At 38.4% G+C, this 15,501-nt stretch carries 12 protein-coding genes and 1 pseudogene; 10 read left to right on the top strand and 3 right to left on the bottom strand.

Going from position 1 to position 15,501, the window contains the following annotated elements; all coding sequences use genetic code 11:
* Nucleotides 1–71 precede the first annotated feature (71 nt).
* Both LRP84_RS06705 and LRP84_RS06700 read left to right on the top strand, forming a co-directional pair.
* Nucleotides 72–245 (top strand): hypothetical protein, encoded by a 174-nt coding sequence (locus LRP84_RS06705; protein ID WP_230574359.1) that lies wholly within the window; start codon nt 72–74, stop codon nt 243–245.
* 336 nt (nt 246–581) lie between these two features.
* On the top strand, nt 582–1,115 hold the full coding sequence (locus tag LRP84_RS06700; protein WP_230574358.1) for a hypothetical protein: 534 nt from the start codon (nt 582–584) through the stop codon (nt 1,113–1,115).
* 361 nt (nt 1,116–1,476) lie between these two features.
* Here LRP84_RS06700 and LRP84_RS06695 read toward each other — a convergent pair whose 3' ends face one another.
* Nucleotides 1,477–1,971, bottom strand: a complete 495-nt coding sequence (locus LRP84_RS06695) for a metal-binding protein (protein ID WP_230574357.1) — start codon at nt 1,969–1,971, stop codon at nt 1,477–1,479.
* Between the two features lie 77 nt (nt 1,972–2,048).
* On the bottom strand, nt 2,049–2,411 hold the full coding sequence (locus tag LRP84_RS06690; RefSeq protein ID WP_230574356.1) for a YkvA family protein: 363 nt from the start codon (nt 2,409–2,411) through the stop codon (nt 2,049–2,051).
* A 589-nt stretch (nt 2,412–3,000) separates the two neighbouring features.
* Here LRP84_RS06690 and LRP84_RS06685 point away from each other — a divergent pair.
* From LRP84_RS06685 to LRP84_RS06670, 4 genes are all read left to right on the top strand, one after another.
* Nucleotides 3,001–4,935, top strand: a complete 1,935-nt coding sequence (locus tag LRP84_RS06685; RefSeq protein ID WP_230574355.1) for an LTA synthase family protein — start codon at nt 3,001–3,003, stop codon at nt 4,933–4,935.
* Between the two features lie 305 nt (nt 4,936–5,240).
* Nucleotides 5,241–6,113 (top strand): D-amino-acid transaminase, encoded by an 873-nt coding sequence (locus LRP84_RS06680; protein ID WP_230574354.1) that lies wholly within the window; start codon nt 5,241–5,243, stop codon nt 6,111–6,113.
* A 210-nt stretch (nt 6,114–6,323) separates the two neighbouring features.
* On the top strand, nt 6,324–7,832 hold the full coding sequence (locus LRP84_RS06675) for a C40 family peptidase (RefSeq protein WP_230574353.1): 1,509 nt from the start codon (nt 6,324–6,326) through the stop codon (nt 7,830–7,832).
* Nucleotides 7,833–8,220: 388 nt separating this feature from the next.
* The gene (locus LRP84_RS06670) at nt 8,221–9,429 is read left to right on the top strand and encodes a NupC/NupG family nucleoside CNT transporter (protein WP_230574352.1); all 1,209 of its coding nucleotides are present in this window, start codon (nt 8,221–8,223) and stop codon (nt 9,427–9,429) included.
* A 267-nt stretch (nt 9,430–9,696) separates the two neighbouring features.
* On the opposite strand, the gene LRP84_RS22435 is transcribed toward LRP84_RS06670, so the two are convergent.
* A complete protein-coding gene (locus tag LRP84_RS22435; RefSeq protein ID WP_098310962.1) occupies nt 9,697–9,831 on the bottom strand; it encodes a hypothetical protein in 135 nt (44 codons plus the stop codon).
* A gap of 632 nt (nt 9,832–10,463) precedes the next feature.
* On the opposite strand from LRP84_RS22435, the gene LRP84_RS06665 reads away from it, so the two are divergent.
* The 4 genes and pseudogenes from LRP84_RS06665 to LRP84_RS06650 all read left to right on the top strand — a co-directional run.
* Entirely contained in the window at nt 10,464–11,318 is an 855-nt protein-coding gene (locus tag LRP84_RS06665) for a 3D domain-containing protein (RefSeq protein WP_230574351.1), read from the top strand.
* A gap of 243 nt (nt 11,319–11,561) precedes the next feature.
* Nucleotides 11,562–11,873 carry a DUF3910 family protein gene (locus LRP84_RS06660; RefSeq protein ID WP_230574350.1) on the top strand — a complete coding sequence of 104 codons (312 nt, stop codon included), beginning with the start codon at nt 11,562–11,564 and terminating at the stop codon, nt 11,871–11,873.
* 208 nt (nt 11,874–12,081) lie between these two features.
* Nucleotides 12,082–13,701 (top strand): SWIM zinc finger family protein, encoded by a 1,620-nt coding sequence (locus tag LRP84_RS06655; RefSeq protein ID WP_230574349.1) that lies wholly within the window; start codon nt 12,082–12,084, stop codon nt 13,699–13,701.
* Nucleotides 13,685–15,133 (top strand): annotated as a pseudogene (locus LRP84_RS06650) (SNF2 helicase-associated domain-containing protein); the annotation flags it as partial. The gene LRP84_RS06655 and the pseudogene LRP84_RS06650, both read left to right, overlap by 17 nt.
* Nucleotides 15,134–15,501: the final 368 nt, after the last annotated feature.

Genomic DNA, 15,501 nt, shown 5'->3' with positions numbered 1-15,501 from the left:
TTCTAATGTATGAATAGTAAAATGACATTTTCTTATACTAAGATCGAAAACCAATTTTAGGAGGGTAACAAATGGCTGAACAAAATCGAAATCAATCTGCTATTGATGAAGGGCGTAATAAAACAAAACGTGGAATTGAAGTAGCAAGCGATGCAGTACAAAATGCAGTTGATGCTGTTGAAGATGCTGGAAAAGCAACAGTTGACCGTATTTCTGAAGCAGCTAAAGATGTCACAGCTAGATAATACGAGATAATTTGTTTGGGTATTTGTTGGCATCATTAATTAAAGAAAAATAAGAAGCAAGACCGTCTTTTGACGGTCTTGCTTTCATTCCATTACAATTCGCCCGATCTAAGCTTAATTGATAGAACTGGAATGACATTACATGTATGAAAATTCCCTTCACTTCTCTCTCGAATCTTGAAGCGGGAATTCACTTCCTAACCTTTTGCAAATTATCCTACATTTTCCGTTGAAAATAGTTATCATAATTGTTAAATTTAATTTCGATAATGATAATCGTTATCAATATTTAAGGGTACTTCTTTTCCCCTTACAAGATTGGAGATGTTTAATGTTATGAATGTATTATCAAGGCGTCTGGAAAAGCAATTATTTCAATTATTAGTTACTTTAATGCGCGTTTTTTTTGGGATTGGATGGCTTTTGGCAGGAATAACAAAGATTACAGAAAAACATTGGTTTAGTGAACCTGGGATTTTTCTTAAAAATTACTTAATAATGGCACTAGAAAAACCAAATGTTCCAGAATTTTATCATGATTTCATTCAATACATAGCCCTAAAACATATTATGTTCTTTAACTATACGATTCCTATCGTCCAGATTGTAGTTGGTATATGTATGATAGTAGGATTAATGATTATTCCTTCTGTTTGTATTTGTCTTTTTATGCATATTAATTTTATTCTCTCAGGTAATATGAATTTAACAAGTCTTACACTGTATACAAGTGCATTTGGAATATTATTCTTTTTAAAACGCAGTTACGTTTTAAGTTTAGACCGCTACCTTGGAATTGAAAAATGCTTTAACTCAAACAGGCAAAAATTCAAACAAACCATACATTATAATTTATCAAAGGTTTCTTAAGAAGAGCTTTTGATTGTAGTTTTCAGTGCAAAAACTATAAAGTGAAACTTCCTTCTGGGAACGTTTTTTTCCCAGAAGGTTAGTTGAACCAATCGGGCCCTTACAGACGGTTTGGCTCTCTTCCTTGCCTAACTTCTTACCGGCTGTTTGGGCGGGGTAAAGTGAAACTTCCTTCTGGGAGCGTTTTTTTTCCCAGAAGGTTAGTTGAACCAATCGGGCACGGGCAGTTATCCCCCACCTACCTTCTTAGTTCTCTCTGCATCTTGAGGTGAGGGTCTTACTGCCCGTTAATGCGGGATAAAGGAAAATCTCACCATCTTTATATATATAAGAAAAAAGTACTCGCACGCTGCGAGTACCTTTACCATCTTCTTTTTCTTCGTTTGCGGCGCATCATTTTTTTACGCCTTGTATTTACACCGTCCGCGATAATGTGTAATGCACTAGCAGCTATCACGCCCAGTACAAACATAACAATTGCCACTTCATGCTCCTTTGCAATCTCTATCAGTTTTCCCTCTAACACTGTTTGATTTAAAATATATAAAAACGGTGAGAAAACGATTAACATATAAAGAAGACGAATCAAATCACCAATAATAATCGTATGCGTAAGCGGTGACCGATGCGGCATCACAACTTGATATGGATACCAAAAGATGCGAAATAACCCCCATTTGCGGTAAGCAGAACTATGAATATCCAAATCCGGTGTTAAAAAATACGTCCCAACAATAAATCCAATCGCAAACGTAAGAAGAAAATCAAAATTCGTTAGCCCGTAAGAACCGAGCATAAATAATACAATGGGAAGAGAAACTAAGTTTATCTTCGTGTGTGTTTTTCCTGATGGCATATCCAATTCCTTCCGTTCGATCCTAACTCGTCCGACTGTCCATTAATGAAAGAAACACCAATAGACGTCTTACTGCATTAATCTAATTTTTGATCGATAAGTGACGTATCCACATCAGAACCAAACCATTCTCCCAGCTTTGTACGCGCTTGTTCTTTCACTTCTTCATCTACATACATGGCAGCTTGTACGAGCGCAGCCGTTAATGCGCCTAAGTCATCTGTATAACCGAGTCCAGCTACAAAATCCGGAATAGCATCAATCGGTGCAATAAAATACGCAAGAGCACCAATAATCGTAAGCTTCACTCGTTTTGGAACACCTGGTTTCTGCAATACATAAAACAGCAACAAACTGGCATAAATAACGGAATGTCCCGCCTTAATTGCTGCATGTTTTACTTTATTCCAAAACGCTTCGACCGAAAATTTCTCCTTCATCATGAAATCTCCCCTTGTTATTCTTTTATCCCGCTATTCGCGGGCAGTAAGACACCCACTGATGGAAATTTTACTTTATTTCTATTATGCCGAATTCTTTTACAACATAAGCAAACTTCACACACATACAATATAATGTAGATTCTAGCTTGGCAACGTTACTTATCATGCATTCTTATTATAACAAACAAGCGGAAAAGAACAAGTGTTTGGTGCTGATTTTTAAATTTTTCTCAATATAAAAAGTCCTCGTTTCTACGGACTCTTTCCCATATTTGTTATATTTTCTAGTTGACGAGCATATAAACCAATGTTAAAGTTTTCACTGTCAGCTATAATGGAAAAAAAGACAAAAAATGTAAGATGCGAGTGTGTTCCTAATAGCCAAATTTTGTTGTATAATACAAAATGGCTTTGTTCTTATGGAACAATACAAAATGACAGGAAAACAAAAGGGTATGCATAGTTCAAGTCATATATAGATGTATAAAGAAAAAACTCTATCCATGGCAAAGAAAACTATGTATTTTTTATTTTAGCAGGTTTCTCTCAAAAATCGACCAAGCCTGATAGAGAAAGGGTGAAATGGATGAAGGAATCTTTGAAATTACAATTTCAAAACGTGCGATTTACATTCTTTATTGCCATCACAGTGTGGCTAAAAACGTACATTATTACACGTACTAGCTTTGACTTAAAACTAGAATCTTTCATGCAAGAATTCATTTTATTTATTAGCCCATTAGCTTCATCATTATTTCTAGTGGGTCTTGCATTATTTGCAAAAGGGAAAAAACGAAACTATATTGCACTTGGAATTGACTTTGTCCTTACCATCATTCTTGTTGGTAACGTAATGTTCTACGGTTTCTATAACGACTTTGTGACATTACCTGTACTTGGACAAACGTCAAACTTCGGTAGTCTTGGCTCCAGTGTGAAAGAACTCCTTAACTACAAAATTGTTGTCGCTTTTGCCGATATTATCTTCTTCGCAGTCCTTTTAAAGAAAAAGAAAGACTATGCAAAAACAGAGCGTGTTTCACGTCCAATGCGATCACTATATTTCGTATCAACAATTGCCATTTTCTTTGCAAACTTAGGACTTGCAGAAGCAGAGCGTCCTGAATTATTAACACGCTCATTTGACCGCGTAATGCTTGTCAAAAACTTAGGCTTATACGTACACCAAGTGTACGACCTTGGCCTACAAGCAAAATCAAGTTCACAAAAAGCATTTGCAGATGGCAGTAAGCTGCAAGAAGCAGAGAACTATGTGAAAACAATGCAAGAAAAGCCAGATCCAAATATGTTCGGCGTAGCAGAAGGGAAAAACGTAATTGTTGTATCTCTTGAGTCCATGCAGCAATTCTTAATTGGTGCGACAGTAAACGGACAAGAAGTGACACCATTCTTAAACCAGTTTGCGAAAGAAAGCTATTACTTTGAAAACTTCTATCACCAAACAGGTCAAGGTAAAACATCTGATGCAGAGTTTCTTGTAGATAACTCTTTATATCCATTAGATCGCGGCGCTGTATTCTTTACGCATGGTAATAATGAATTTGTTGCAACGCCAGAAATCTTGCATGAGCAAGGCTATTACACAGCTGTATTCCATGCAAACAACGCAACATTCTGGAACCGTAACATGGTGTACCCAGCACTTGGTTACGATCGTTACTTTAATGAATTAGATTACAAGGTTACCCCTGAAACAAAGCTAGGTTGGGGTTTAAAAGATATCGAGTACTTTGATCAATCAGTGGATATGTTAAAAAATATTAAGCAACCGTTCTATACACGTTTCCTTACGTTAACAAACCACTATCCATTTGACTATGATGAAGCAACGAAATTAATTGAGCCATATAACTCTGGTGACGATGTATTTGACAATTACATGGTAACAGCTCGTTATTTAGATGAAGCGTTAAAACACTTTATTGAAGATTTAAAAGCAGAGGGCCTTTACGATAACTCTGTTATTGTATTCTATGGTGACCACTACGGTATTTCTGACAACCATAACCGTGCAATGGCACAATTCTTAGGAAAAGAAGAAATTACAGAATTTGATCGTATGAACTTACAACGTACACCATTCTTCGTTCACGTTCCTGGTCAAAAAGAAGGAAAAACAATTACAGCACCTGCTGGAGAAATTGATGTAAAACCAACAATCCTTCATTTACTAGGTGTTGATACAACGAACGACATTAACTTTGGTCATGATTTATTCGCACCAGAGCGCAAACCATTTGTCGTATTACGTGATGGAAGCTTCGTTACAGATCAATACATTTACACAAATAATACATTCTATAACCGTACGACAGGTGCAGTTGCAGAAGTGCCAAAAGCCGAAGCACAAGCAATGATTGACCGCGCACAAAATGAGTTGCGCATGTCAGATCAAATTATTGAAGGTGACTTACTGCGTTTCTACGATGGTAACAAAGTAAAAACAGGTACAATCAAAACAACCATTAAAGAAAATAATAAAGAAAAAGGCGCTAAGTAATTAGCGTCTTTTTTTCTATTTATAACATCAATATATCGATCATATGACATGAACACACACTATGCAAAAACAGCTTTCAAGAAACACGCTGACTAATCATTACACAGCCTTCACTAAAATTTTACATAAAATTTATGAAACATCTTTATAATAAAACATGTAAGCTTTGTCCCTATTATACAAGCTACCCTCCTTATGCAACGTTCTGTAATAGAACGTTGTTTTTTTGTTGCAAAGCAGGATTCTTTCTTCCGGCCTTCGAATTTGTATGTGCAGACAATAATTGGGAAAGGAAGGAGAAAAACATGAAATATGAACGCTTTATATTATGGAATGGAAAAATGATTGATACAACAAACGAACAACCTCATATTGACTTAGAAGAGCGCGGTCTACAGTTTGGTGATGGCGTATATGAAGTAATTCGTGTTTATAAAGGGACCTTGCATTTGTTAGATCCACATATAACAAGATTATACCGCTCTATGGAAGAAATGGAGCTCACCCTTTCTCTCTCAAAAGCTGAGCTTATCGCATTCCTATACGAACTGCTGGAAAAAAATCAATTTCAAGAAGACGGCATCATTTATCTCCAAATTTCACGAGGTGTCAAGCCGCGTGTTCATGCCTTTTCCTTTGATGCAACTCCAACTATTTATGCATACATTCGCAAAAAAGAACGCCCTGCTTTATGGATTGAGTATGGAATTCGCGCCATAACGGAGCCTGATATCCGCTGGCTGCGCTGCGATATTAAGTCACTAAATTTACTACCCAATGTATTAGCTAGTACAAAAGCAGAGCGAAAAGGCTGCAAAGAGGCTCTTCTCGTTCGTAACGGCATCGTCACTGAAGGAAGCCACTCTAACTTCTTTCTTGTGAAGAATGGAACGCTATATACACACCCTGCCAATCATCTCATTTTAAACGGTATTGTTCGGCAATATATTATATCGCTTGCCCATACATTACATATTCCTCTGGAAGAAGAATTGTTTAGTGTTCATGATGTATACAAAGCAGATGAATGTTTCTTTACAGGAACAACCTTTGAAGTGATGCCAGTGACACACCTCGATGGGACTGCTATTCAAAACGGACAAGTCGGGCCTATCACAAAATTGTTACAAAAAACATTTATGCAAAGTTTTTCTACTTCCAACGTCCTTTGGCCTTAAAAGCGGACAATTACACCTCAAAAATGAGAATATATGGATACAAAACCAAAAAAAGGTGTATTTTTGCACCTTTCTTTTTTTTGTTATCCCTTTTTAGGATATTCGGATTTCTTCATAAGTATTGACATCAATCGACAACCATTTTAGAATTTTTATAGTTGGTAAATTTTTCATTACCTTAAAATACAGGCAGAAAGGAATCGACAAACTATGAAAAAATATCTTGCCGGTCTTGCTGCAGTATCTGTTGCAGGTGCTGTAGCACCGACAATGGATACGGTTCAGGCAGCTGAAACCGTACAACAACCTGCAGCAAAAACAGCTCAAACGGCTCAAGCAACATCACAAAACACAACAAAGTACACAGTAAACGCGGATGTATTACGCGTTCGTACGGGTCCTGGCACTTCTAATGACATCATGTCTCGCGTATACGAAGGACAAACACTAAACGTAATTGGACAAGAAAATGGCTGGTATAAAATTAATCTCAATGGAAAAGTCGGCTATGTTAGCGGTGAGTTTGTAAATGCGGGCAATACGAATACCCCTTCTAAACCAAACGATAACACAACTGTTCAACCAGCAAGTGGAAACTATACAGTAAATGTATCTTCCCTTCGTGTTCGTACAGGCCCTAGCACATCACATACACAGTTAGGTTCTCTACATAAAGGACAAGTTGTACAAGTCGTTGGCGAAGTACAAGATTGGTTCAAAATTAACTACAGCGGACAAACAGCTTACATTAGCAAAGATTATGTAACAAAAGGCGGCTCTAATACAGATGCTGCACAGGATGACCAACAGCAAAATAATAACAACAATGTTACAGTCCAACCTGGCGGTACTTACGTTGTAAACGCAACATCTTTACGCGTTCGTACAGGCCCAGCTACATACAACAGTATCATTGGCGGCGTATTAAACGGACAAAAGTTAAACGTTATTGGCGCTGAAAATGGCTGGTTCAAAGTGAAGCATAATGGACAAATTGGTTATGTTAGCAGCGAATTTGTGAAATTTGTAAAAGACGGCACTTCTACACCTACTCCGCCAGCAACAAGCAATGAAACTCCATCGCAAGGAAGCGGAGAATATTACGTTAATGCAAGCGCACTAAATGTACGCAGCGGCGCTGGCTCAAACTACGGTGTAATCGGAGCCTTACCACAAGGACAAAAAGTACAAGTACTTGCAGACGAATACGGCTGGAGCAAAATTAACTATAATGGCCGCACTGGATATGTAGGCACTCGCTACTTATCTAAAACACCTGTAAGCAGCGGACAAGAAAATAAACCAGCTGAAAAACCGGATAATGGAAATAATAACAACAATACAAGCAATAACTCTGGTGATATGTCATCACTACTTTCATACGCAAGATCAATGGAAGGTGTTCCATACGTATGGGGCGGCACTTCTGCAAATGGCGTTGACTGCAGTGGTTTCATTTATCACGTATATAAGAAGTTTGGTTATTCAATCAGCCGTACAAGTGTAGCTGGATATTGGAGTAGCTTCCAACATACATCTAACCCACAGCCAGGCGACTTAATCTACTTCCAAAACACATATAAATCTGGTCCATCTCATATGGGTATTTACCTTGGCGGCGGTACATTTATTCAAGCCGGTGACAATGGCGTTAAAGTAGCTTCATTAAACAACTCATATTGGAGCAGTCATTTCTTAGGATATTCTAAGCCTTATTAATTGATAGTTTTAGAGCCTTCTAGATTACTAGAAGGCTCTTTTCATTATATTATATATATAAATACAAATTGAAAAAATGACATAAAGTGAAACTTCCTTCTGGGAGCGTTTTTTTCCCAGAAGGTTAGTTGAACCAATCGGACTTTTATGGGCAGTAAGTCAAAATGGATTTATATAGTTTTTCGGTCGTTCTTCCTCTGAAACATCATGACCAAATTTCATCCTATATGTGTTTATCCCTCTTATTGTTTTCCTATTCTGACTTTTCCGTAGACGTTTGACCTCCGATGTCTGGTGTGATAAGTTACATAAGATAATATTTTCAGAGAAACGTAGCAATTCTACTATTCGCAATGTTTCGTCAATTTAGAGAGGAGATTTTACAAGCATGAATGTTTTATGGGGAATTGGCGGCGTGCTTGGAATTATGGCAATTGCAGTTTTACTGTCTTCCAACCGCAAAGCTATTAATTGGCGTACAATTTTAATTGCGCTAGCTATTCAGATCACTTTCTCCTTCATCGTATTAAGATGGGACGCTGGAAAAGCTGTTTTAAAATATGCTGCTGGTGGTGTACAAAGTCTTATTAATTTCTCATACGAAGGAATTAAATTCGTTGTGGGCGATCTAGCAAACGCTAAAGGTCCTTGGGGCTTCGTCTTTATTATTCAAGCATTACTTCCAATTGTATTTATTAGTGCACTCGTAGCTATATTATATTATTTTGGTATCATGCAATGGTTTATTACTATTATTGGCGGCGGGTTAAGCAAACTTCTTGGCACTTCAAAAACAGAAAGCTTAAATGCTGTTACAACTGTTTTCTTAGGACAATCGGAAGCACCGATTTTAATTAAACCTTACTTAGATCGCGTAACAAATAGTGAATTCTTCGCTATTATGGTTAGCGGTATGACGTCTGTTGCCGGTTCTGTTCTTGTTGGTTATGCAGCAATGGGAATTCCGCTTGAGCATTTACTTGCAGCTGCTATTATGGCTGCACCTTCAAGCTTACTGATTGCAAAATTAATCATGCCGGAAACGGAAAAAGTAAATAACGATGTAAAGCTTTCTACAGAGCGTACAGATGCAAACGTTATTGATGCAGCAGCACGCGGTGCATCTGAAGGGATGCAGCTTGTTATTAACGTTGCAGCCATGCTTATGGCATTTATCGCGTTAATCGCTGTATTAAACGGTCTACTAGGATGGATTGGTTCTTGGTTTGATATAAAACTAAGCCTTGATCTAATTTTTGGTTACATCCTGTCTCCACTCGCTGTACTAATCGGGGTTCCGCCGCATGAAGCAATTCAAGCAGCTGGTTACATCGGACAGAAACTTGCAGTGAATGAATTCGTTGCATACGGAAATTTAGCTCAGCATATGGGAGACCTTTCTGAAAAAACAAACATTATTTTAGCATTTGCAATTTGCGGCTTCGCAAACTTCTCATCTATTGCAATTCAATTAGGTGTGACAGGTACACTTGCTCCTTCACGCCGTCAACAAATTGCACAATTGGGAATTAAAGCAGTAATTGCTGGTACATTAGCTAACTTCTTAAACGCTGCCGTAGCGGGCATGATGTTTTAATATACAAAAATCCCTCTTAAGTTAAAAACTTAAGAGGGATTTTTATTTTCCGGCTTGCACAGAATCGCAGGGGCATGCCTTGCGATAACGATACAAACGAGTTTCTACTATTATAGAGAAAACAAATAAGCGCAGAGCTGCCGTATGCTCTGCGCTTATTTTAACCGTAAACTTATATATTGAACTAATACCCCTTAGTTGAAAGTTACTTTACGCCCATCCCCCAACGAACGTAACACTTTCTTATATATACGACAAAAGTGGATCCTACTTTTGTGAGACCAATTGCTTTTCTGGTTCCTTTGTAGGTTTTTCTATCTTTCGCTCTTCGTTTTCATGTACTGCTCGGTGCGTAGCACGCTTTAAACAAATATGCTTCCACTTTCGTTCGTAACGTTTCATTACTCTGGATGTCCTCCCCTTAGTTGCCGTAAAACTTAAATTGAAATCGCTTACAGGAAATAATATAGCACATTTAGGAAGATGTGACAACACATTTTCGACATTTTTTTGTCAATATCATACAAAATGAAAGACATCCTAACTAGATGGTCTCTTTTTTCCCCTCTCGCTGGAATAAATAATACGTATTTCATTCATTGTGATATGTTACAGAGATGAAAAGGAACAAATTTGTTCTATGACACCCCTTCTTTTTGTAACAATTATATGGTGATTTTTCGTAAAACAGGGCTATAATTTGTGAAAAATAACACAAACTGCTTATATTTAAATAACTATTTTGGTAATAAATTAATAAAACACTCAACGAAAGTAATAATTTCATAACACTATCGTAATACTCCCGAAACACGATTAACCCCCTTAAAATATTTCCTCCCCTCTCCTAAATCCTGTAACATGTAATGAAGTCCCTTAAAACTCAATAAAAAAGCGGTTTGTTTATGTATTTTTTCATATTACAAAGTATTAATGAAGTGTTACGAATGGTTTGTAATTGTGTGATTTCCCATTTTCGCTGAAAATCTGTTGCTATAATGAGGACACGAAAACAAAAGCATTGGAGGCTATTCATGAAAAAGTTACTTGGTATAGCAACAGCAGCAGTTTTTGGTCTTGGGATTTTCACTTCTTCTGCACAAGCTGAAACAGTTGTTAACGCAGACGTTCTAAACGTACGAGAAAACCCAAATATTGAATCAAAAGTTGTAGGTAAAGTATTAGATGGTTATAAATTAGATGTTAAAAATACAGAAAACGGTTGGCTAAAAGTGAACCTGAATGGTAAAGAAGGATTCGTAAGCTCCGAGTTTACGAAAAACATCTATTATGTAACAGCAAACGTATTAAATGTACGTGCTGATGCAAACACAAACTCAGAAATTCTGGGTACATTAAAGAAAGATGATGTCATTCAAACGACACATCAAGTTCAAAACGACTGGTTACAATTTGAATATAACGGAAAGACAGCTTATGTAAATGTTCCTTATTTAACAGGTACTGCACCTGTTGTGACAGCACAAGAACAAGCACCTGCTCCTGCAAAAGCACAACCAGCTCCAGCTCAAGCAACGCAGACTGCTACACAAACAAAAGCTGCAGCTGCACCAGCTAGCGGCCGTGAACTAACAGTTGAAGCAACTGCTTACACAGCTGACCCAAGCGAAAATGGAGGCACACATGGCGGTCATGTATTAACTGCTATGGGGCATGACCTAACAGCAAATCCAAACATGAAAATGGTTGCTGTTGACCCGAAAGTGATTCCACTTGGATCAAAGATCTGGGTAGAAGGCTACGGAGAAGCAATTGCTGGTGATACTGGCGGTGCAATTAAAGGAAATCGTATCGACGTCCTAGTCGGCTCTGATGCCGCTGCAAACCAATGGGGACGCAAACATGTAAAAGTGAAAATTTTAGACTAAATGCTATTGTTATAAAAAAGACAAAGCCAGCTCTCATCAGTTGAGAGCTGGCTTTTATTTTGCTTATAATAAAGTGAAACTTCCATCAGTGGGGGGGGTTTTTCATCCCCCACTGATGGTTAGTTGAACCAATCGGGCTTTTACGGGCAGTTATCCCCCACCTATCTTCTTCGCTTCTCTCAATCTTGAGGTGGGGGGATTACTGCCCGTTAATGCGGGATAAGAAGAAAAGGAGGCATCTATATGAATATAAATGCAAAAGTTGACTGGATTGGCACACCTACTCCGTATATATATAAAGACGATGTCACATACGATGCGACTGCAATTGATTTTTCATTAGAGCATGACGATAACCGATATAGACTAATCGTATTACAACAAGAGGAGGACTTGCAGTATAAAATTATACAATATGGCGTCAAACCTGGTGGACAAAAGCCATTTCCGATTGACACTGGCCACCACTTCAAAAATAAAACCATTCCTTTAATCGAAAGGATTTTGCAAGATCCTTACGTACAAAGCGTATTACAACAAAAGACTACCTCTTAAAAGAGATAGTCTTTTTGCGTTAATTCTGTGTTTCTGGTGTGACTGTAACAACATGCTCGTTACTAAATCACAGATCCACCACCATAACGAATGTGATATTCTACCATAATTTTCAAATATTTTTTGATATAAAACTTGTTTTTTTCTATTTTTATACTCATTGTGTTTATAATGTAGAAGAAGGAAATCTTTTGCGCGGAGGAACGTTATGCTGCAACATTCAATTACGAAAGATGAGATTATGGAAATCGCCAATGAATTTTTGAAAGGACTGGATCCACAGCAAGCATCTGACAAAGAACAAGTTTCAGATGCACTTCAGCTCTACCGTAGCGGCCTCGTGTATAACGTTGATTTTGATGGATACACATTATCGGGGACAGTTGAAAACGATGGAGATATTTTTAGTGTAAACATCCCTATTCGAAACGTGTCGGAAAGTTATTGTGACTGCTTTTCACCGACGCAATGTAAACACATGCTCGCAGTCTTACTCTATGCAGCTGCAAGCTTTGGGCAAGTGGGAGACATTCTAACTTTATTTAAAAAGAAAGGTAAACCTACTCTCCCTCCTATTCGCACAGCACGGCAAATGTTGCAAACAACATCTTTTAAAGATACAGATTACAAAAGCTGGATTGCCTATTTTGAAACTGAGTACGATACATTCGCAAAAGAACAAAAGCGCCTATCATACAAACAAATGTATTTTCTGATGAACATTTTCATGGATTTTTATGTGAAAATTGAACGAAAAGCACCGCGCATTGTTGCTGTTCACGAACTGTTTAAACTTAGTGCAGCTCTCTTTTCTTTTCAAAAGCTGCTTGAGGAAATACAAATATTTGAAGAAGATGAACTCTATTCTTATCATAAACCAATCAATATTGTACGGCTCTTTGTTGATAAAATAGAAAGCATTGTAAGGGATTTTAAAGCTGAGCCGCTCCCAGATGTACTTACGCCATTTTTGCAGCACACTGCCGAAGTGCTACATACAATCTTCTTCTCGTCCTCTTCCTATACACAAGAGCGATTTTTTATTTATCGCCACATATGGGGAGAGCTTTTCACAGAGCAAACTTGGATACAAGAAGAAGAACTGCGGATTGAAACAAAGATTCATCCCTTATCAAAAGCACTTGCATCCGCTCACCTTCTCTTTCTACAGAAAAAAGATGCAGAAGCAATGGATGTACTAAGAGCGCAGCCACCACAAGTTGTTGGACTTTACTTTGACTGGTTGGAAGATTTATTAAGTTCCATGCAGTGGGAGCGGGCAGAACAATGGCTATCATTCACTTACAAGCGAGTGAAAGAAACGATAACTGCCGAGCACGATCCATACTTTGTGAAAGATGTTGTCCGTTTATTTATGATGATGTATGAAACATATGCCACTCATACGAATGAACAAGCTGGCTATGAAATGATTCTTCAAGAATTATTGCCATATAGTTTCGTAAGCTACGAGCAATATGTTCTTGCCAAAAAGCAATATCACACATGGACGGAGCTTCATTTACTATATGGATTTGAAGCAATTGAATTGTTAAAAGAGCCGTTAAAAGAAATTGAAAAAGAAGCGCCAGAAGCTGCTCTTCCGCTCTATCATTATGCCGCAATGCAAGCCATTGAAGAAAAGAATCGAAAATCATATCGCAGAGCAATTCGCTACTTAAAAAAACTGAGAACACTTTACAAAAGGCTCAAACGGACAGACGAATGGGATTACTTCATTATAATGATTGCCTCCTCTCACTCACGGCTGCGAGCATTGCAAGAAGAACTGCGGAAAGGAAAGTTGATCCATGACAACACAAATTGACATTACCATTCGGCTCGAACGAATGAAAGAAAACTGGTTTCTTTGGGCAGAGGATGAAACTGGAAGCAGCTTGCCTCTAAGCAGTTGGAAACAACATGCGTTCACATGGCACTCCACTTCTTTCTACGGAACATTTTTGCAAGAAGGAACATATGAACAGCGAAGCGGTATCATTTTGAGCGCTACTCAAGCATTTGAATATATCGCCAAAAAGCCAGTAAATTCATTTACAAAGCTGCAAACAAGCGCAAACATTACTGAACTCAAGCCAGTCGCTCAGCAGGCTTGGGAGGCTTACACAATAGGAAACTTTCTTCCAGACATCAAACACTGGGGCCAGTATCCATCCTGGAAAACCGCTCATGAAGAAGAAATGGATGAAACGGTGCAAAAGCTGTTTTCAGAGGCGATTAATGAAACACTTCGGCATCATACTCGCTCTGACGATGCATGGGAGGATGCAAAGCGCTTATATGAGCATTATGACTTTACGAAACGACAACTTGAAACGGCTATTCATGAAAACGATTGGCTCCGTAAAATTGGCTATATCGAGGATGATCTACCATTTGCAATTGGGCTTCGATTACAAGAACCAGAGAATGATTTTGAAACGTGGAAGCTGGAAACCATACTAACACCAAAACGCGGCAATCAGCGAATATCCGTATATACAGGCCCCGATTCACTGCCTAAAAGGTGGATAAATCATGAAGAACGTATTATCGAAACGCAAGAAGGTTTCGGCAAACTCGTACCTTGGTTAATAGAAGAAGACGTATTTCGGAGCGAGCTATACGAAACGGAAGCATGGCGCTTTTTAACAGAAGCCAGCAATGAATTTCTAGCGGCCGGTGTTGATATTTTACTGCCGTCATGGTGGCAAAACTTAAAAGCAAATAAACCAAAGCTGCGCGTCCAAGTGAAACATAATGCGAAAACAGGACAGGCATTCTTTGGAATGAATACGCTCGTAGATTTTGACTGGCGCATTTCTACAAACGGCATCGATTTATCAGAGGCTGAATTTCTTGCGCTCATTGAACAAAACAGACGTCTTATTCACATAAATGGACAATGGATGAGACTTGATCCAGCGTTTATCGAAGAAGTGAAGAAGCTGATGAAGAAAGCAGACAGATACGGCCTTGAGATGAAAGATGTCGTGCAGCAGCGGTTGCTTCGAAGTGCAGAAACAGAAGTAGTCGAAGAAGAAAATCCTTTTGCAGATATGGAATTTGAATTCGATGATTATTACGATAAACTGTTTGAAAGATTGCTGCACATTGGGGAAATTCCACCTGCCAAGGTGCCGGCTTCCTTACAAGCAACATTAAGGCCATACCAACAGCAAGGTGTCGAGTGGCTCCTCTACTTACGAGAGTTAGGATTTGGCGCGTTGCTAGCCGATGATATGGGACTCGGCAGTGCGAAACGTTCGTATATAAGTGTTGCTTAAAACACGAAATTACGGGAATAAGGTTTTGCCTTATTCTAACTGTATCGTTGAAATATTAGGTGAAACTCCTAATTAGAACAAATGACCTTTCTGTTCTATCTATAATACTCCTGCATGCGACAAATTACCTTTATAACTTGTCGTATGAGAGCCAGGTGAAGTCGTCTACTGACGGGAGCCTACACTCCCTGATATGAGGCGGTAGTCCTTAAAAGCATTCTATGGTGAGCGAAGACGAACCCTCGTCATGCACGCACCGTTACCCATAGCCATCATACGTAGGTCAAAGGATGGTCTGAGTGAAATATTTGTATATTTTCCTAAGATACAAATGCTACTTC

The organism is Bacillus rhizoplanae (assembly GCF_917563915.1).
Classification (GTDB): domain Bacteria; phylum Bacillota; class Bacilli; order Bacillales; family Bacillaceae_G; genus Bacillus_A; species Bacillus_A rhizoplanae.
The sequence above is the reverse complement of the archived record's forward strand: the minus strand, read 5'-3'. Positions and strand labels throughout refer to the sequence as shown.